The 23,145-nt window shown below is 66.3% G+C and carries 1 protein-coding gene; it reads left to right on the top strand.

All coding sequences use genetic code 11. The annotated features are described in order from the left end of the window. On the top strand, window positions 1-23,145 hold a 23,145-nt coding region (locus tag JZ791_RS37050; RefSeq protein WP_216901499.1), incomplete at both ends, for a C2 family cysteine protease.

Here is a 23,145-nt window from a genome sequence, read left to right as displayed (position 1 = left end):
CGGGTATCCCGGCGGGTTTGGTGGGTGCGGGTGCGGGGATCGTGGCGTATGGGGTGATGACCGGGCAGTGGGAGTTCAACCCGGCGGCGTTGATCGGTGGTGTGGGTGGTGGTCTGATCGGTGGTGTGCATGGTGTGCTGGGGCACGCCCAAAGCCATTTGAGCGCAGGCGGATTGCATCTGGATGACCCGCCGCCGGCCTATGGGGACGGTTCGACCCCGTACTCGGACACCAAGATCAGCGACCCGTCCACCCGTCCGGGGGGTTCTGGCACGTCCGGGGGCTGGTTCTCCGAGAAGAACGACGACACCGCCACCAACGGCAACGGCAACGGCAACGGCAACGGCAACGGCAACGGCAACGGCAACGGCAACGGCAACGGTGTCACCCGAAACGGGGCCCCCACCAACGGCAATGGCATCACCCGCAACGGCGCCTCGGATATCGGTGACACCCGCAACAACGCATCCGCCACCGACAGCACTCGCCAGGACACCCCGGCCAACAACAACTCCCGCAACGGAGCGTCCACGAACGGCAGCAGCCGCAGCGGCGCCTCGGACGTCAACGGCTCCCGCAACGACACCACCCGCAACGGAACCCCCACCAACGGGAACGACATCACCCGCAACGGGGCCTCCGATATCGGCGACACCCGCAACGGGGCCTCGAACATCAACGGCTCCCGCAACGACACTCCCACCAACGGCAGCACCCGCAACGGCAGCACCGACAGAAGCGGCAGCACCGACAGAAGCAATGGGTCTTCGACCACTCGCTCGACCCCGACCCGCTCGACGCCCACCCGTACGAGCCCGCAGCGTACCGGCTCGAACAGCAGTCCTTCCACCGTGCGAGCATCCTCGACCAGCGCAGACACTCGCACCCCGCTCGAACAGACCCCGATCGCCAAGCGCACCGGCCAGACCGCCCCCGAAGGCGCCTCGAACTCCACCCCTGAAGCGACGCAGACACTCTCGTCCCGCCCTCAGTCGACCTCGACGATCGGGGACGGATCCACCTCCCACACCAACGCGCTGCGCACCACCGACACCTTCGCCAGCAACAACCCGTACCGCACCACGCCCGACACACTCACGAGCAATAACCCCTTCCGCACCACGACCGACAAAACCTCCGGCAGCGACAGCTCCACCAACCGGGACAGCGTCTACAACGAAAACGACTACGGCGGCAAGGATCCGGTCGCCTCCCTCACCGATACCTCCGGCAACGACCTGCTGCGCCCGCCCGCCGAAACCGAAAGCGCCCAGGGCCGTAACGGCTCCGATCCACTCGACACCAACGGCGCCAACGGTTCCAGCCCCCTGCGTCGCGACACCGGCCTCGGCGACGAGGGCACCGGCAAACAGCGGAGTTCCCCCTTCGCCGCACCCGACAAGGAGACCAACCCATTCCGGCGCGGCGCCGGAATGGGTTCGGAGACAGGCAAATCCGAGGATCGGTTCTCCGAGCTGTCGACGAACCGGAAGTCCCCGGCCACATCGCCGGACGAACGCCCGCAGTCCGAACTCACCGGTAAGGCATCCACACCGGGCGGCTCGCGCACGGCCCGATCCGACGCGGGCGGGCTGCACACCGGCTCCACTATCCGGTCCTCGCGTGCCGGAAAGTCTGGTCAGGATCTGGCCCAGCTGTTCGAGCACCTGCCGGGCAATTCGCGGGTCTCGGCGGACAAGGACACCGGCGAATATGTCGTCAACGACTGCGGCCGCCAGACGTTGCAACATGTGGCCGAGCACTTCCCCGACAGCGAGATCCTCCCGCCCTCGGAGCCTGTGGGCCTGCACGGCATGGGCGCGGAGGATTTCCAGAACCGCGCCAAGGGCACGCTGCAGAGTTTCGCCGGCCCCGAGGACGTCGGCGAGCATCTGCAGGAGCTGGGCACCGGGGCGATGGCCGCGGTCGTGGTCACCTACAAGGGCCCTACCGACGGCAACGGCATCGGCGCACACGCCTATGTGCTGCGCAACCGAGGCGACCAGGTCATGGTCTGGGATCCCGCCACCAGGAACGAATTCCCGCTGCGGGCGCTGGGCTCCGAGGACGTCTCGGCCACCAGCGCGGTGATCTACAACCCCGCCACCGGCCGCTCCGAACACATCACCGACCGCCCCGATTCCGGCGTCGCTGTCATCGGCGACACTCGCATCGGCAGCGGCGCCCACACCGACCTTCGGGATCTGAGCGAGCCGCCCGATACGACGCGACCTTCCGACGAGGCCGCGCAGCCGCATCTACACAACGATGTCCCCGCCGCGGCGGGGAAGAGCTGGGATGAGGTCGGCGAGCTCGGTTCCGATCCGCGGCAGTTGTCCAAGGTGGCGTTCGGCAAGGGTTCGCCGGAGGCACACGACGTCGTGGCTTTGGGTGATGAGTCCGGTGCTCATTATCTGTGGTCGAGGTCCGGTGGGTTGACCGATACCGAGGGACGGCCGGTTTCGACGTCGCAGAGCCTGGATTCGGTGCTGGCGGATCCGAAGATCACCGAGGTCCGGGTTCCCGGCGAGTCCGACCGGTCGGCGGTGAGGCATTCGGGCCCGCAGGACACCCCGGCGACCACGAAGTCCGATGCACCGGCCGAGGCCAAGGCACCGGCACACGATCCGGAGGTGCTAGAGCGTCACGTCGCGGCGCAGGAGCGTGCCGAGCAGGAGCAGCAGCAGACCAAGCAGACGATCGAGAACTCCAGGAACACGGTCGACGAGGCCAAACGCGCACTGGACGAGGCCGAGTCCGCGCACGACGGCAAAGGCAAGGGCGGCGACGAACGTGTTTCCGAGGCGCGGGCGGCGTACGAGCAGGCGACCGCGGATCATCGGCGGACGGTCGAGGAGTCGGTCGACAAGCTGCTGGACAAGGCGAAGGAAGCGGGCACGGCGACCTGGAAAGCCTTCCAGGACGGGCACATCGGGAAGGACGACGCCTTCGCTCTGGTACGTAAGGAACGGGTGACCGCGGCGAAGGCCGCGGCCGAATCGCTGCTCGAGTTCTACGACCTCGAGGCCGGCAAGGATAAGACCGGTCCGCTGGCGAACCTCACGGGTGAGGAGTTGGAGCATCGGATCGCATCCGGTTCGGACAAGCAATCCCGCACGGCGTTGATCGAGTTGATGCGCCGCGGCACGGTCAGTGACGATATCCCCGGCGGTAAGGTGCTGCGCTGGACGCAGGTGACCTCGGAGATCCTGATGCACCACGGGCCGGTGGAGATGGACACCGGCGAGGGCAAGGAGATGACCGCCATCGCGGCGGCCACCCGCAAGGTGCTGGAAAAGGGTATCGCGCATGTGATGACCAGCAGCGATCCGCTGGTGGTGCATATGCAGCACGAGTTCGAGACGTTGGTGGCCGGTGATCACAGCCTGGGGATTGATGTGTATCACCTGGATTCGGACAAGCCGTTCCCGGCCAGCGAACCCGGCCGCAAGCTGATCGTGGTGGGCACCGCCCAGGACTACGGTTTCCGCGCGGTCAAAGAGGCGCAGTCGGTGTTCGACAAGCTCAAGGAAAGCGGAATGCCCGCCGACCAGCTAGCCGAGTTGCGCACGTCGCTGGAGAACGCGCCGTCGATGAAGGAGTACAAGACGCTGCTGGACGCCGCAGCCGAGGCGCGGGGGATACCGGATCGTTTCGAGCCGTTCCCGGGCGGAGATCTGATCATCGACGAGATCGACGCGCAGTTGATCGACGAGCAGACCCACTACGTGCTGTCGCCCGGCTCCGCGGGCAAAGCCGACGAGGCGTTCGCGAGCAAGGTACGCGATATCTGGCGTAACTTGCAGGGCGCCAAGGACTCCGGCGTGCTGGAGGCCCACGATTTCGGTAAGGATCCCGACCGGCGCGGGGTGTTCAACTCGCATCTGTCCGAAGCCGGCAGGGCCAAGCTGGAGGACATGCTCGGGCGGCGTGTGGACGATGAGGAGGCCGAGGAGTACGCGCACGCCGCGCAGGCCGAGTGGGGGCCGGAGCAGGATTCGGACTACCACGTCGGCGGCCAGGACGGGAAGATCAAGATTATTTCCTCGCAGACCAACGATCAGGTGATGGACGATCCGGAGAAGCAGTCCTCGAGCCGGTGGAACGGGTTCGCCAAATACCTGGAGGCGAAACACGATCTGGAGATCACCGCGGATTCGGAGTACTCGCTGTCGATCACCGGCAAGCAGATCTTCTCCGGCGGCCATTTCGACCACATCACCGGTATGTCGGGCACCCTGCTCACACCCTCACGCGGCAACCCCACCGGAGGTGTGGAGAATGCCATGCACGAGGAATTCGGCACCGGACCCATTTCGAAGGTCGACAGATTCTTCAAGTCACACCTGGAACGGCCCGACGATCTGCATTTCGCCAGCCGCACCGACAAATTCTCGGCGATGGCCAAGGACATTCTGGATACGGCATTCGTCAAGGATGCGCAGACCGGGGAATGGGAGCAGAAGGGTCTGCCGCAGTTGGCCATCGCCATGGACAACGCCGACGTGGCCCGTCTGGGCGAGGCGCTCGAGGGCGCGGCCGCGGACCGGGGCCTGACGGTGAAGTTCGCCAAGCTGGATGTCGCGTGGGTCGATTCGCACGGTAGTAAGGACAAGGCGAACGACGAAATGCAGAAGATCATCAAGGATGGCGGTCAGATGGGCCGGATCATCCTGGGCAACAAGATGATGGGACGGGGCGTGGACATCACCCCGTCCAAGGAAGCCTTCACGACCGAGACCGACCCGTCCGGGAAAGTCATCCGCAAGGGTGGCCTGAAGGTCAGGATCAGTGGCGGCCCGGCCTATTCGGATCGAGTCAATCACCAGGCCGAGACCCGCGCGGCGCGCAGCGGTGACCCGAAGGGTGATTGGGAGACCGGCGGCACCCCCGGTGAGGCCGTGCACTACATCTCGCCCGAGGACTACCGCAGCAACGCACCCGACGCGCGCGTCAAGACGATCATCACCAAATACCAGAATGCCGCGACAGAGCATCGTACGGCGTCCGAAGCCTACGAACGCGAGCAGACCGACGAGAACGAAACACATCTGCAGCAGACCAGGGACGACCTGGCGGCGGCCGAGAACGAAATGCGCACCGACGCCACCCCGATGCAGAAGGCCACGATCGAACAGCAGATCCTGAACTCCCGGCGCACCGGCGAGGACGCCTACGATTCGCACGCGCCGCCACTCGAACAGGACACCCAGCGCCCCGCAGAACCCCCACCCAGATCGACCGACGCGTCCTCCGAGGACCGAGAAACACCGGCTTCCACCGAGAACGATCCTCGGACCTCCACGGCGGAGACACCCACAACGACACAGCCGCGGGAGTCGACGACCACCTCGCGGCCGACCCCGATCACCGACGGCAGCAGCGCCGATGGGCGGGAGCCCCCGCCACAACAGCCCCACTCGCTTGCCGAACGCGAGCCGACCGGACAAACACCCGGATCGAACCCCTATGTGTTCCGGCCACAGCGAGACGTGCCGTCGATAGCCTCCGTGCTCGGCACCCCACGGGCGGTTCCCACACCCCGATCGGATCAGGGCTTCGCCGCGCAGACCGATGGTCACCAGACCACCGGCGAATCGACCACCACCACACCGGCCCGGTCGACCGATCTGCCCACGACGCCCCCGACCGTGTCGCGACCGACCTCGTCGACACCCGTGTCCTCGACGGCAGCCACGACCTCCGGACACGTCAGCCCCTTCACCTCCGCGCAGCCCGGACCGAGCACGGCCGGCCCCTCGACCGCACCGACGAGTTCCGCGTATCCACACGGCACCAGAGGCGCCTGGCCGGTCGACGGCTCGACGACGGCGCCGGAGAAGACCGCACCGCAGGACCGGCCGCAACAAGACCAGCCACAGCAGGACCAACCACAGGCCGAACCACAGGGACAGGCGCAGGCCGGCACGCAGCACCAGCCGCAGCGGCCGCAGCCGGTGCAGCTGCGTAACCTTCCGGCGTCGGTGTCCCCGGTCCAGCACCGGCAGAGGTCCGGGCTGAGCCGGATGTTCCAGGGGATCACCCGCCGGATACCGACGGCAATGGTCGACGGCCGCCGGCGAGATGTGCGGGATGAGCCTTGGCATGAGCCCGCCAGCATGCGCAATCCCTATCTGCAGTTGACCGGCCAGGGCAATAAATGGGACCTGTGGCTGCGCCCCGAACAGCGCGTACGAACGACCGAGGGTCATGTGGTGGGCCGGTTCGGCGGCTGGCTGGCGATGCACTGGCTGCTCTACGAGTCCTCCGGCCAGGGCAGATTCGACTACACGACCCTCACATCGGAGCAGCGGCAGCAAGCGATCGACGTGATCTCCGGTCTGCGCGCGGGCAGCGCGGAGCAGACGGGAGATCAATGGCTCCGGTGGGCGCAGCTGAGTCTTGGCGACAGCGCCAGGCACGCGCCCCGGGAATCCACCGACCCCAGAGATCTGCCGAGTGATGCCCGAGCGTGGATGGTCAGTCCCGGCAATCACACCGTGTTGGCCGTGCAGCGCGTCGGCGATACGGACAAATTCCGCGTCTACGATCCCAACACCGGTATGGCCGGGGAATCGAACGCGGCGGCGCTTAATCACATAATGACCGAGCACGGCATCACCGATATGGTCATTCTCGACCCCGCGAATCTGCCCGCGGTGCCCGGTCGGATGCCGATGGCAGGGGCGGTCGACGCCGCGAACGATCGACTGCCGGACTATGTGGTGCCGCACGGCTCCACCGATCACAGCACCCCCGTGCCGCAGCATGATCACTCCGCCGAGACGACTGAGGATGCCGGCCAGGACAGCCAACCCCCACCCGGGTACGAGCTTCCCCCTCCACCCGACTACAACGCCACCCAGCGAGCCGAATACGAGGCGGCCAACTGCGCCGTCGTGTCCTTCGATCTGTTGTCCGCGTTCACCGGCAGGCCTCGTCCCCAGGTGTCCAGCGACCACACCGGTGTCAGAGGTATGCCGGCGGACGCGTTCCAGACCAACGCGGGCGCGCCGTTGCGCAGGTTCGACGACCACAACGACATCGCCGAACGGTTGAGAACGCTCGGCCCGGGTGCGGTGGCCCTCGTGGTCGACCACTACCAGGCCTATATCGACGCGAATGGCGTTGGCGCGCACGCGTATCTGCTGCGCGTCGGCAGCGACGGAACCTCCGTCGAGGTGCACGACTCGGCCGCTCCCGATACCCGGGCCTTCCCGCCGCCGGTCCCGCGTGAGGTGGCGGGCACGCACGCGGTGCTGTACCACGCGGACGGCACACCGGTGTCCACCGAACCCGCGAGCTCGGACGTTCTGCCCGCGACGACCCGGATCGGTCAGCTGAGTGACCCCGTCAGGGATTTCGGCGCCCACCGGCAGGGCGCCGAGGACCTGGTCCACATCGCGGCGATTCCGCAGCGGACGATCGATTGGCTACGCCAGCGCGTCATCACCGCGGTGGAGATCAACGGCGGCAAATCCGAAGCGGGACAGTGGCTTCAGGCGGCCAACAAGAACGCGACCGCCACCGACATTCGCGCGGTGCTGGACGAAATGGGGGTCGACCAGAAATTCAAGGACGAGATCAACCAGATCCTGAAGACCCGCCCGGCCACCACCAAGCTCAAAAACCTGCTGGGCATGAAATCCCGGGGTATTCCGGACCATCAGTTCCGCGCCGACGTCAACCGGAAACTGACCCACCGCCTGACCACCGCGGAAAGCTACCGGCTGCTGAGTGAGTCGGGTATGCCGCTGGGTGTGGAATACCAGGGCAGGCCGTATCCGGTATTCCTGCGCCTGAAATTGAAGGCGCGCGAGAAGACGCCGCTGCGTACCCGCCTCAAGATCAGTATCCAGCGGTGGACCTATGGCTTCTCCGAGACCAGCGATGCGGCCGGCAGCAGCAATATGCGGTCGATCGGACTGTTCTCGGGCAGCCACCTGATCGATGCCTTCAGCCACAAGTTCCTCAACTGGGGCCCGACGTGGCAGGTCAACGCCACGCACAACCAGCTGTCCACGGGTAACTCGTTCTTCTCGACGATCCAATCGATCATCAAGAAGCGGCAGACCGAAGCCGCGGCCGTACCGCACGACTTCGAGATGCAGTGGGAGATGCGTTTCAACACCGAGGGTGTGGACGGTGTGCTGTCGCCGGATCTAGCGGACAAGACCGACTGGGTGGCGATCGAGGGACCCGCACCGGACGATCTGACGGCCTGGTTCCCGAAGTATCTGGACGAGAGCGAGGGCATCCCGAAGGCCGACGAGAAGGATGCAGCCACCGTCCCCGTGCCCTGGCACCGCCCCAAGAAGGCGGCGGCCGCCGCGGCGGAGTCCTCCACGGCAACGCCCTCCGCTGCGAAGCCCGAGGAGAAGGAGGACGAGAACACCATCTCCATGGAGCAGTTCCCGTTCTACGGCCCTCTGGATTTCCCGGATCACGATCGCCTGTTCGCCGATGTGATGGCCTCGTTCCCCAACCAGGTCAGGGGCATTTCGAAGAGCTCAGCGGTCGGGTTGCGGGAGTTCTTCGGCGACAACTTCCGCGGCAACATCCCGATGATGCACGGCGGCGCGGCGCAGTCCCCGACCCTGTACACCTCATCCGGTAAACCGCTCGGGTACTTCGAGGTGGAGATCGCCGACTTCCACGGCGGCGACACCCTCACCGGCCCGACCACCACCCCGGGCGCCTCCCGGCTCGAATACAACGTGCTGCGGGCGTTGCGCAATCAGGCCAGCGCCGCGATCTCCAACGCGCTCGGCGGATCCGTGGGGATGTCCTTCGGGCTGGGTAAGGGCAAGTCCGACAAGACGACCGGCTATTCCCCGATCGGGGCGACCCTCACGCCCATCAAGGTCGGATGGGCCCATCAGCACAGTCATACGCTGAGCTACGGCGGCCGGGCCTACACCTCGCGCGCACTGCGCCTGGTGTCCCACCTGCTGCACACGACACCCCAGATGGAAGTCCGGGTCAAGTTCGTCCGGCCCAACGGTCCGCCCGTCCAGCCGGAGCCGGGCACGCCGCTGGCGCCGAAAACCGCGGGCGACCCCCCGGGCAAGCGCTACCGGATCAACATGCTGATGCCCTCCAAACAGGACCTCGGCAAGCGAGTCACAGAGGACAAGGACCGCCGGTATCTGCGCCCGGACATACTGCATCTGCAACAACTCGGGCTGATGACCACTCCGTTGCGGGTCGATATCCCCGACAACGTCTGGAATGGGATCGAGTCGTTCGTTTCCGAGAAGGGGTTCCTCGCGCCGTCGACCGAGAGTTCGGGCTTCTTCGACCAGGATTCCACCAAGAATCAGCGGCTGGAGAACTCCCGCAAGCTCTCGCAGATGAAGGCGCGACTGACGCGGCTGGGCACGGCGGACGAGATGCTCCAGAACGGCGCACGCACCGTTTTCGAGAAGTCCAACGGCGTCGACACCGAGCGCATCACCGTCACCATCAAGGCCGCCCGCGACTACAACACCAAAGATGGCCGCTACGACAAGGACAGCGACCCCAACGACGGCGTCGTCCACGAATGGGTGACCGGCGGCGTCCAGACGATGAACTACTCCGGCATCATCCTGTCCTCCGGTGAGCACTCGCAAAGTACGCCCAACTCGTTGGATATCGGCTTCAGCGCCGCGTTCACCAATCCGTTCGACGTCGAGGGCAGCGAGGGGATCGCGAACATCACCGGCACGTACGACCGGACCTTCAGCACGTCGGAGACGACCGAGGCCGATCACAACCACGCCGAGGAGAACTACACCTTCAGCCCGAAGGTCCTCCAGCTGTTCAAGGTGCCCACCCGCTACTACGTGGAGATCTCCTACAGTCACGGTAAGCCGCCGTCGACCCCGATCGAGGGCAAGGGCAACTATCACCTGGCCGTCCCCACGTACCTGACCGGCGCCAAGGCCGATACCACCCCGCCTGTGGCACCGACGATCCGCGGCGAGCTCGACTCCAAACAGGCGGCCGATTTCACCCAGCGCCTCGGCATCCCGGCGATAGCCTCGATCACCAAGAAGGGCGTCGGCAGGCTGCCCCTGTCCGCCGTCATCGCCGGACACCCGGTCGGGGAGATCCTGCACAAGGCCACGATGGGTCTCCTCGGCGATATCCAGCGCGACGCGGCCGCCGAGGTCAGCGAGCGCCTGGCCAAGGGCGAGGACCCGTCCGTATTCGACAAGCTCCCGACCTCCGGGCAACAGATCGAATCGGATCTGGAAGCCCAGAAGGCCGGCTCCTCCCAGCGCAGCGGATTCGCCTCGTATGTGCCGAATTTGAGCTCGTTCACCGGTGGTTCGTGGTTCAAGTCGTCGGCTCCGAAGACGGAGAGTCACGAACTGACCGAAACCGGCAAGAAAACCAGCACGCCGAAAGAGGCCGAGCCGCAGGCCAAGAAAGCCACCGAGGGTGAAGAAACTCAACCGACGAAGCCTGCCGGCGACCAGCGCGAGGGCGATAAGGCGGACTCGACCGACGACAGCTGGTCGGCCTACGGCGGCCGGGCCTGGGACAGGGTAGCAGGCTTCGGAACGAACGTCGGAAAGTGGTTGCGGCGCCTCACAATCGGCGATCCGGCGCTGAGTCCTACCGGCTCGGTGAGTTCGGCCTTGCACACCTCCTACTCACCGCACCACATGACCTCCTTCGCACCGTTGATCTTCCGCGACTCGTACAAGTTCGGCAGCGAGATCCCCGGCGGTCTGGCCGGCACGGATTACAGCGTCGATGTGCGGGGCTACTTCGACAACATCACCTCGCTCGGAGCGACGCCGATCGACACCGAGCACTGGCTCGAGGGAACCAACACCACCGCGCGGACCATCACCAAAAATGTCGGTAACAAGGGCTCGATCACCGCCCAGGGCACCTACGGCGAGCACTCCAACGACAGTAAACGCCCCAGCGGAGGCTGGCAGGGCAGCGATACCACCAGCAAACACGTCACAAAAGCCGACGCTACCGACACCATGCGGGTCACCTCCGACTACAGCGTCAAGGACTACAACGCCAACGTGTATCGGTTCTCGGCCGACGCCCACTACGCCGTCACCGTCAAGGTCGGCCTGCGCAACTACCTCAGCGGCCTGCTGCACGGCAAGCCGTATTCCACTCGCACCCGCGTCGTCGACGCGCCCCAGCGGCTCGAGTTCTTCCTCACCGACAATGACCTGCACGACAACCCCGAGTATCTCGAGCTCGTGCGGGAGTACGCCAAGTCCAGCGGTGAGAAGGTCGAAATCATCCCCGAGGAGATGGTGAAGGACGAGAAGGGGGACTGGCAGCCGACCGAGCGCCGCCTGCTCTCGGACGCGTACGCCGGCAAACGCGCCGACGATCCGGAAACGGCCAAGGGCCTGCTGTCCTTCGGCGCGGTCACCGAGGTCATCTTCGACGACGGCCGCGGAGCCCTGGAAGACACCGCCACGAAACTGGTGGAGAAAATGGCGCACGGCACGACCATCGTCGGCTCGAACAACCACAACCCCGCCGTGCCGCAGCTGATCAACGAGCACACCACCAGTTTTGGCGTACGCAACCTCGCCAACGCCGGATCGGAGGGCAATCACTCGTTCCACTTCGTCGACCGGAGCGGAATCGTGCCGCGCCTGGTCGGTGTCACGTTCACTGCCCGACCTCGGCCGGACAAGGACCTGCCCGACGGGCAGACCCTGGCGACCATGCAAGGCAAACAGGTTCCGCGCACCGCCGCCCTGGACAACGTGCACCGCCACATCCGCCCCGACGGCAACGCCCTGCTCGAACCGGACGCGACCAGCGTCGGCACCAGCCGCACCAAGGGCAACCAGCTGAGCTTCAGCATGGGCGGTCAGAAGAACGGCCATCGCCCCGTCGGCACGGTCTCCGTCGGGCGCACGGGTGCGCACAGCGACACCCAGAATTCGACTCGCGACCTGAGCGCGTGGCAGCGCAGCGCCGACGCCCAATACGAGTTCAAGGTCCCCACCGAGTACACGGTCACGGTCGACTCGCGGCCGATGACCGAGGCGTTGTCGACATATATCTACGAAAAGGTCACCGACCTCGCCATCATGGGCGGGCAGTGGATGGGAGCCACGCAGGGGCTGGTTCCCGAGGAACTGCCGCCCCCGGGCAAGTCCGACTCCGAGAGCGTGAATGCCCTTTCCCATGTGCGAGTGCATGTTTCGGATACCAAACCGATTCCGAAGGCCGGGATCGCCCCAACGCCCGAGGTCTCGCGGACCAAGCCGCAGACTTTCGATTTCGATCCGACCTCGAAGACACTGCGTCCCGCACCGATCACCGACACCGCGCAGGACTTGAGCGATCGCGATCTGGAGGCGGGCAACGATGTCGCGCCCGCGGACAAGGTACCCGCGGACATACGCAAGCTGCTGTCGGTGGAACCCTGGCGGCCCGAGTACTCGTTCGACATCCGCGAATTCGACGGATCCAAGAAACTCGCCGAGGCGATGCTGTCCGTCGACGACTCATCGAAGACCAACGACGCCACCCGCTCGGCCGAGGCCATGTTCAACCGGCTGGTCACGCTCGTCGCGAGCGGCGACCTGACCTCCCTCGGCCCGCAGTCCACCGCGCCGTTCCTGAACGTCGACTCGCCCGACACCGTCGCCCCGAACACCGCGGAGACCACCATCGGCGGCACCAAGATCAAGGTGAGCCTGTATTCGCCGCGTTCCGAGGACTCCACCACATCCATCGCCATCGACCGCTTCGAGTTCTCCAACGACAGCATGAGTTCCTCGGAGAGCAAGAGCACGACGCCCGCCGCGAACTTCGCCTACAGCGGCGCGGCCACCGAGGACGGCAACCACCGCCTGGGCTTCAGCAACCTTCCGCTCGGCGGCGGGACCGAGCACGACGGCGGCAGCGGCGGCGTCGGCAGCGTGCGGCGCAACCTCTGGCGTACCAACGCGCCGACCGAGGGGCACCGCCTGCGCGTGGTCGCCCTCTTCGAGGTCAAGGGCCCCAAGGGAACCGTCTGGGTCACCGGCGACATGGTCCTGCGCACCATCGAGACGCCACCGGACGAGCACGTCGCACTGACCGAAGCCGAGGAAAAGGCCAAAGCCGCCGCGGAGAAGGCCAGAAAGGACGCCGAGGAAAAGGCCCGGCGCGAAGCCGAAGAACGCAAGGCGGCCGAGGAAAAGGCCAAACGCGAAGCCGAAGAACGCAAGGCCGCCGAAGAGAAGGCCAAACGCGAAGCCGAAGAACGCAAGGCCGCCGAAGAGAAGGCCAAACGCGAAGCCGAAGAACGCAAGGCCGCCGAAGAGAAGGCCAAACGCGAAGCCGAAGAACGCAAAGCGGCCGAAGAGAAGGCCAAACGCGAAGCCGAAGAACGCAAGGCCGCCGAAGAGAAGGCCAAACGCGAAGCCGAAGAACGCAAAGCCGCCGAAGAGGCTGAGGAGAAGGCCAAGAAAGAGGCCGCCGACAAGAAGGCCGCAGAAGAAAAGGAACGGCAAGAAGCCGCCGACCGCAAAGCCGCCGAAGAGAAGGCCCAGCGCGAAGCCGAAGAACGCAAAGCCGCCGACGAAAAAGCACGGCAAGAAGCCGCCGACCGCAAAGCCGCCGAAGAAAAAGCCCAGCAGGAAGCCGAAGAACGCAAAGCCGCCGAGGAAAAGGCACGACAGGAAGCCGCCGACCGCAAAGCCGCCGAAGAGAAGGCCCAGCGCGAAGCCGAAGAACGCAAAGCCGCCGAGGAAAAGGCACGACAGGAAGCCGCCGACCGCAAAGCCGCCGAGGAAAAGGCCCAGCGCGAAGCCGAAGAACGCAAAGCCGCCGAGGAGGCCGCCAAGAAGGCTGCCGAAACGGAGGAAAGCGAGCCCGCACCGCCGTCAACCAACGCGCGGCACAGTGGCCGAAGGTACAACGTGGTGGGCGGGATCACCCCGGCGCCGGGGCACGTCTGGGAAGATATGCCCCGCGACGGCGACTGCTACCCCGCCACCCTCGAACGCATCATCTACCGCGACAACCCACCCGCCACACGGGACGAGCTGAACCAGCGAATCCTCGACATCCGCGGAGATATCGCCAACGAGCTGACCGCCAACGCCGACGAATACTTCCAGGACTTCCAAAATATCGCCGCCGCCGCGGAAAGCGACGAGGGCCCCACCATCCTCGGCCCCACAGAAGCCGCCACCCTACGCCGAGCGGTCCGAGACGGCCGACTCCGCGAGCTCTACGACCAGCAAGTCCGAGACATCCGACGCCACCAGGTCTGGGAAAACGCCATCAGCCACATCGTTCCCAAGGCCAGCGTCGCCGTTCTCAGCGGCCGAAACCTCGCCCTCAGCCTGGACAGCTCCTACAACAGAACAGCCACCGGAACCGTCCTCGGCCCCGAAGACCTCGAAAACCCTACCCATCCGGACGCCACCGTCCTACTCCACAGCGACCACTTCTACCTCGCCGTACCGCGCATCCACCCATCCGCACGCAACTGGAACGAGCTCACCCACTATCTCGGCGCCAATCCCGCCAACCACGCACCGCAGACGCTCATCGACACCACCACGGGCGACGACGAGATCATCGTCCTCGGCGACCAGACCGGTGCACGCTACGTCTGGCTACCGTCCACCGGCGGAGATTCCACACACGGGATGGCCCCCGCCGGCGAACTGTACGACGCCAACGACAACCCGATACGCCGCATCACGCTGGACCACCTCTTCCGCGACCCCGCCATCACCGTGGCTCGCATCCCCAGCAGGGCAATCCACGACGACGACATCCCCCAGACGGACGACCTCGATCCACCCGCGACCGACGACGATTCGCACTCCGATACCGATTCGCCGAAGCTCCCGCCCATAGACCTGAACCGCATCCAGTCCATGGGCTCCACCGCGTCCAACCTCGGATCGGCGGCCCCCGCCGAATCCTCGTCCACCACACCGACCGACAGCCCGGAGACCCCCGGCAAGCCGTCGACCGGCACCACACCCGTGCTCCAGCCGCTCGACCTCGGCAACCTCGACTTGGGCGACCCCAGCCTCGGCCACCTCGGCACCGACCTCGGCGACCTCGACCCGGACACCTTCGGCCCGGCCGGAAACATCGTCCTCCCGCCCGAATCCCCCACGGGCACAGTCATCCACAACCCGCTGACCGACAAGGAATCGGTCCACAGTACCGAGGACCACGAGCAACAGACGCCGATCGTCTCGCAGACCGAAACCTCCGCACCCGCCGACACCAAGCCCGCCCCGCTCACCGACAAGCCGATCCCCGCCACCGACCAGGCCTCGGCTACCGATCTCCCGTCGACCGATTACTTCGAAGAGTTCCTCTACGACAGCGCGGACGACGAAAACCTCCCCCACGACACCCAGCCGATCAAACACCTGACACAAGACGACAGCACACCGCTCACCGGACTTCCGTCGCCCGAATACTTCGAAAAATTCCTCTACGACAGCGCGGACGACGAAAACCTCCCCCACGACACCCAGCCGATCAAACACCTGACACAAGACGACAGCACACCGCTCACCGGACTTCCGTCGCCCGAATACTTCGAAAAGGCGCTCGACGACACCTCGAACGACGAACTCTTCCCCCTCGGGACCGGGCCGACCGAGCACCACGAGCTGGATCCGGCGCTCCCTCTGCAGTCGGACGTGCGACAACCAGCACACCCGCCCACCATGAACTGGGACGACCTCACAGCGGCACTCAGCCCGAATCCCCAGCTGCATACCAGGGACTCCCTCACACAGGCCACCGTGGATGCCGCCGAGATCATGGTGCTGGGCGACGAGTCGGACGCACGGTACGTCTGGAGGTCATCCGCCGGCTCATCGAGCGGTGCGATGCACGATATCGAGTTGAACCCCGTGACGGCCACCCTGGAACAACTCCTCGCCGACCCCGCGATCACCGTCATCCGCATCCCCTCACCTGAACGCAGCTACACCCCGCCGGCCGACGACGAGCTCCCACCGCTGCCCGACGACGACGATTCGGACCTCGACACCGACGACCACAAGCCTCGAACGCTCCAACCGCAGCTCTCGACCGAACCGGCGAACACCACACAATCTACGACGAGCACCACACCGGCGACGGGCTCCGAACCGCAGCAGTCACAGACCCGCGACGACGAGCACCTGGAGACGGAATCGGGGCCCGGCAGCACCCGGTTCGAGGTCCCCTCCGTCGTCGTCACGGATCCGTCCGGGACATCCCACACGCGGCACATCGAAGACGAGCTGAAGCCGTCCGCCCTCGGACAGCCGGCGGATGCCGAGGGAGACGAGCCGTTCGAGGAGTATGAGCGCGCCGTATTCTCGCCGCCGCGTTCGGCCGTGCAGCCCGCATCGCAGCAGTCGGGCTCGGTGGTGTCGCGCGCGATCGAGGATTTCGAGGACATATTCGACCAGCCGCTCAGACTGGAACAGTTGTACACAGCCCTGCAGCCGGAGTGGCCGGACCTGTCGTTCGATGACCTGCAGCTGCTGCGGACACACTCCTATCTGGAAAACGACATGCGGCCCCCGACTGTGGCGCAGGAAAATATGGATGCCTTCGTACGGGGCATTTGGGACCACCGCGGGTCGTTCCCGAACGTGAATTACATCTACAACGCGTATTTGAACCGGGGTGCGGGCGAAGCTCCCGAGGCTAACGCCTTCAAGGAGGAGATGGTTCGAATCCTCGCAAGCCGCGCGCCCGGACCCGCGCGGCAGGCATCCATGGAGGAGGTGGGCGTACTCACGCCGGACAGCGCCGGCAATTTTGCGCCCGAAGACATCCCTGTCGTGCATTTCGCCCGGGAGAACGCGTCCGGCGAGACGCTCGACGGGGACCCAGGGCTCAAGATTTACATGAATACGTCCGGCAACGCGCGGTCCCAGGTCACGGCCCACCTTGTACGCGAGGTTCTCGATGCCCCCGACCGGTTCCCTGGCGTCGACGAGGTTAAGGCGTTCGGCCCACGAGAGCGGCGAGTGGACAACGTCGTGGCCTACGTCCGAGATGTGGATGCGGCGCAGCGGGTGCTCGCGTGGCTGCGGGAATTCCAGTCCAGTCACCTCGATATGTTCCTGTGGGACGCGCCAACCGGGTCCGAACAGGAACTGGCCGGTGTGGGCTTCGGCGCCGAAGCGCTGAAAGACAGTTTCGGCATGGCTCGGGCCTCCGCGATTTCCATAGCGCTCGACACCCACCGCGACGGCACATTCGAGGACTTCCGTGCCGAAGTGCACAACCAGTTCCGCAGCAGAGACATCGATCCAGTTCAGGTGCACCTGCACCTGCCGCTGGAGGAGGACGACGAGCTTGTCACACCGGAGACTCCGCACTTCGACGACTTCGACACGGACGAACCCGCCACCGCCGTCCCGCTCGACGAGCCGCAATTCGCCACGGACGAACCCGCGACAGCCGTCTCGGTTCCCGACCTGACGCACAGCCCGCAAATCACCGAAACCAACACGGTGAGGCAGACTTTCGACCTGAGCGCCGTCATGGCCGAACTCCGCCGTGATGACAGCGAAGAAGGATCGGTCTACAGCACCGACGAACCCGCCACGGCCGTCACTGTTTCCGATCGAACGGACCAGACCCGCAGCCCGCACACCACCGAAACCGACACGGTGGACCCGGCTTCCAGCGTGGGCGCCTTTGCGGCCAAGCTCCGCGGAGATGACGAATCGTTCGAATCCGAACCGACCACGCCCACCGATCACCCCACATCTCTGCCGCTCGAGCAGCCGACCGAGCAGCCGCCGGCGCCCCGATCGAGCAGCACGCAGCAACCGACCCGGAGTGTGCGCTGGGCGAATAACCTGCCCACGAGATCCGAGACAGGCCAGCGATCCTTCCCCCTGGTACCCACCAGGACCTCACGGACCTCCGACCCCAGGCTCACCGGCGAGTTCCAGCCCACCGAATCAACGGCATCCGACGACACCGAAACCCACAGCATCGACGAATCCGTCCAGGAAACGCCGACCCGGCCGGCCGACGATACGACGTCCAGCACGATCGGACATCGCAGCGCCCCGATATCCGATGGCAGCACACGGATTTCCGACGACAGCACCCCGGCTTCCGACAGCAGCATCTCGACGCTCCCTACCGATCGCGGCCCGCGCACACCCTCCCGTGGCCCGCGCACCCAACTGCGACGCCTGCGCAACTTCGTTGCCCGCCTGCGCGACCGCGACGATTCGACGAGCACCACGACGCCCGACACTTCGCGGCAACGCACACCAACACCGTCGACCGGCGGCACCCGGCACCGAAACACCCTCCGGCAGTGGCTGAACCGCCGACGCAGCGACACCACCGCCCCCACCACGCGGCCGATCCGCACCGACGGCACGACCCCCCACGCCGCCGTCGCCGTCACCAACCCGACGCGTACGACAACGGAGCGCTCCGCCAACCAGTGCCTCGTCGACGCGCTCACCGGCATCGCCCGCAGACAGCCCCGCGCACCGATCCGCATACCGCAACAGCCCTCTGCCCTGGCCGGCCGCTCGAGGAAGGAAACCGAGAAGGCCGCCGGCGGCAAACTGCGCGGATTCACCGACCACGAGGAGATCGCCCACCAACTCCGGGTGCACTCCTACCTCGGCAACGGCTCGCAGGCCCTCGTCGTCGACGTGCACCCGACCGCCAATGCGAACGGCGTCGGCGCACATGCCTACCGGATGGTCAACAAAAACGGCGTCATCTACGTCTACGACGCAGACGACCCCACCCACAACTATCCCGGACAGCGCAGGGCCCCGGGCGGCACCTACGCCGTCCTGTACGCCCCTGATGGCACCCCGACCAGCCCACTCCCGATCCGCGGCAACGACTTCCCCAGATTCCCCCGCAAAACCCTCATCGGCGCACCCTCGACCTCGACGCAACCGGGCGAAACCACGCCCGCCCAGTACGAATCGGGCCCCGCCGCCGGGCATCCGCAACAGGACGAGCACGCCCCGGCCCCCCACGCGTACACCTCGCCCGACGAGTTGGCCACCGACCTGCGCTCGGCCGCCGCGAATGACGAGCCTGCCTCGGCCGACGCCGACCTGCTCGGCGCCGACCTGCTGGACAAACTCGGATTCGATCTCACCGGCACCGTCAACCCGGTACGAGCGCATTTCGACGAAACCGGACTCGAACGCCCGCAGGTACCGCAGCTCACCCCCCAGCAGCGGGCGGCACTCGCGAATCCCGCCGTCCCGATCGCGTTGCCCCGCCCCACGACAACCGGTGACAACGTACTCACCCTCGTCGACCACACGGGCCGGGTGCAGCGGCTCGCGAACAGCGGCACCGCGCACGCGACACTCGTCCGCCCGCAGGACGGGCACCCCTACTACGACATTCGGCACCCGGACGGACAGCGCCAGCAGATCCTGCACGCCTTGATCCGCGACCTCCCTTTCCAGCCCGACAGCACTCCAGCCGGCCCCAACGGCAGCAGGTCCGGCACGCTGAGCTGGAGCACGCCCCGCGCCCACGTCCGATTCCTCGCCGTCGACACCGCCGGCCGGCCGGCCGTGGCACGCCTGCCCTACGAAGCCGCTCTCGCGACACGGCCCGCGGCCGGACCATGGTCGTGGGTGAAGGTCCCCGATCACCCGCAATGGATTCGCGTCAACAACCTCGGCGGCGTCGCCCCGGGGCTGCCGGTGCTCGCCGATCGGCACGCCCATCCGCTGTTCGGGCCGCAGGGGCCCCGACCGCAGGACGCGCGCCAGGGCAGAGCCAACGATTGTTTCCTGGTCGCCCCGCTCAAACAGATGGCCGCCAGCAACCCGCAGGCGATCGAGGAGATGCTGGCCGACCATGGAGACGGCACCGTCAGCGTCCGCTTCCGTGTCGAAGGCAAGCCCGAATGGGTGCGCGTCGAGAAATCGATCTACGTCACACCCGGCACCGACAAGGGACACTTCGCCGGACACGAACCCGGAGAACCCCTGTGGGCCGCCCTGATCGAGAAGGCATACGCGCTCCGGTTCGGTGGCGCCCACGGCTACCTCGGCCTCGACGACGGAGGTATCGCGGGGCGAGCGACCGAACATCTCGGCAAGGGTTTCCACCAGGCCGCAGCCGGGCCGAAGTACGCGGCATGGAACTCCGAGCAGAACGCGATGGTGGAGGTCGAGCAGCCGGGTCGGCCGCAACCCGCACGCAGCATCGCCGACGCGCACTTCCTCCACCCGTTCCAGCTCGACGTCGACACTCTGCACGAACTGGTGGGCGGCGACCTCGAATTCTCCCGCCGGATCGCCGACACCTACCCGAGCTGGTACCGGTTCGTCAGCGCCCTGCGCGCCGCGATGGAGCGGGAGATCGACACCCGCTATCAGGGCGACACGGCCGCCAAGGATGCCGCGCGCAAGACATTCCTCGAGACCGAGGATCCCGGTTCGCCCACCGGTTTCCGCCGGTACCTGGACGCGTCTCTGACCGGGTACCTCGATGAACACCACCCGGGGCGCCCGGATGCATGGGATGCCGAAAAAGACGCTCTGACACGGTATTTCCAGGCCGTACTGCACGGACGACCCGAGGACCGATCGCTGCCCGGCTCATCCGTGGCCGGGGGCCGGGCGATCGCTCATCGAATCGAGTACGCGCTGCGCCGCGGCACCACGGTGACGATCGGCACCGGAAGGCTCGGGCAAGAAGACGAGAGCGTCACCGCGGTACCGGGTTTGGTCGGCGATCACGCCTACGCGGTGCTGGGAATCGAACGAGACGAGACCGGCGCCCCGGCTCGCATTCTCCTGGAGAATCCGTGGGGCCACCAGCCATGGAACAAGGACGGGATCTCTCCCGACCCGATCGAGGGCATCGAATACCGCGACGATCCCGACGGCACGAGATACCGCGTGGCATCCGACGGGACGATGTTCGCGACCAGCACGTCCGGCGTCAAGCATGTGAAACGACCGGGCGACATCGCATGGTCTCCCGACCCGGACCGCACCGACCCACCGGATATGACCATCCCGGGCCGGGGCGGCATCATCGCCGTCAGCCTCGAGCACCTGCCGAAATTCTCGGGCCTCACCATGACCGGCCCCGGCGCACACGGCCTGTACGGACCCGACCACCCCGCAAGCCTCGTCGTGCAAGCAGGCGCGGCATCGCAGCGCCTGACCAGTCCCGACCTGGTGACGAAATCCGCTGCGCCGCAGCTCGATCCATCCTTCGAATCCACACCCTTCGAGCAATCCACGCTACTCGGAGGCGACGGCGAGTACGACGCCGTATATCCGGCGGAAGCCGAATACCAGGCGCCCTACGACTCGGCGGACGAGCTGCTCGGCGACCTGAACGCGGCCTCCGCGAACCATGCCCCGGCCCCGGCCGACGCCCCACTCCTCGGCCCTGACCTGTTCGGCCTTTACCGGGCACCGGCGCCCCCTCCGTTCATGGCCGGCCACAACCACCGCAACCTCACCGCGGGCCAGGGCGTTTCGTTGATGCAGGTGCTCGACCTGACCCGGAACAAGCCCCTCAAGCCCAGACACTTGAACCCCGCCGGGAAAACCCTGGTCGACAACACCGCTTGGACCATCGAACACGAACGGTCCGACGACAAGCTGTCCTCGTGGGCCCCGGCCGCGAACGTTCCACCGCTGGACAAGCGCACCTCGACACCGTTGATGACGCACGCGATCTGGCTGGGCGGACCGCTGCGTGACGCGGGCACGCAGGCGACGTTCCGCGAGAAATTCGGCAAGTTCGGCGACGAATTCCACCAGTCGGTGAAACCGGTGCTGTGGACGGACGTGTCGCGTGAGCAGTTCACCGAGGCGCTGAACACACCCGCCCCGACCGACGGCTCGGCCGATCCGCTGCGCGACGTGCGCGATATGGCCGCCTGGGCCAAGGAGCACCACGTCCTGCTCGTCAACGTGAACGAGGTGTTCAACAGCGAGAACCCCATGCAGCTGCAGGAGTTCTACAACTCCGAGGTGCACAAGGGCGTCGGCCTCGGCTACGCGGCGGCCAGCGACATTCTTCGGATGGAGATCCTGCACCGCTTCGGTGGCATGTACTCCGACGGCGACAACGAGATCGAGAATATCGAGGACCTGTACCTGACCGCCGAGTCCGACAAGGGATTCGCCATCCACCGGACCCCGCAGCGCACCGGTAACTCAGCGTTCGTGATGTCCAAGGGGCACCCGTTCGCCCAGGCCTATCTGGACCAGCTGCGGGAGAACTACGGCCAGACCCAGGAACAGTTGATGCCCCCGGACGTCAACCGAATGCCACAGGCGTTCTTCGACTTCGGGCTCGGCAAACAGAACCGCAACTCGGTGAGCAGGCGCACCGGCCCGGAGACGCTGAACAAGGTCCTGCGGCGGCTCGGCTACACGGGCCACACCGACCCCAGGCTGCCCAGCATCGACGGCATCTGGATGAGGAGCGACGCCAGCTGGCTGCGGCCGCCGCCGGACGGTGCTTCCGCGCTGCCGCCGCACGACCGCGCGTCCACTCTGGAGCTGACCAAGAACGTCGTGCAGTCGCTGGTGCGCAGCATCTACAACCGCGGCGGCGACTTGCACCTGACCTCCGTGGAACCGCTCGTGGCCAAGCACCCGAACCCGGATCTGGTCTGGCACGCGGCGATCTCCTACCTGACCTCGCACCCCGGCCTGGCGCACCAGATCAAGTCGGTAACCGACCGGCGGACCGTCCAGGGCGAGCATCACGATGTGCGGCTGCCGGACTCGGTGCGGGCGATGCTCCACATCTCGCAGACGGAAGAACGGCTCAACCTCGGCGAGACCACACGACCGGCCTACACCCCCACCGCCGCCAACTGCCTCGACGACACGCTGACGGGCATCTCACAGGCCCTGCCCAACGCACCGATCCAGCTACCACAAGCCCCCGCACCCCTGAGCGGCCGCTCACAACGCGAACTCGAGGAAGCCGCCGGCGGCAAACTAGTCGGCTACCCGGACACCCGCCGGATCGCCAGGCAACTCGAGCTCCTCGGCCCCGGCGCACACGCCCTCGTAGTCGCCGTGCACGAGACCCCCACCACGAACGGCGTCGGCGCACACGCCTACCGCATGACCGTCAACCCGAACGGCCTCGTCGTCGTACACGACACCGCCGCTGTCTCTTATACACCTCTGACGC

This window comes from Nocardia alni, from assembly GCF_019038435.1.
GTDB classification, from domain to species: domain Bacteria; phylum Actinomycetota; class Actinomycetes; order Mycobacteriales; family Mycobacteriaceae; genus Nocardia; species Nocardia alni.
This window is presented reverse-complemented; position numbering and strand designations above follow the sequence as displayed.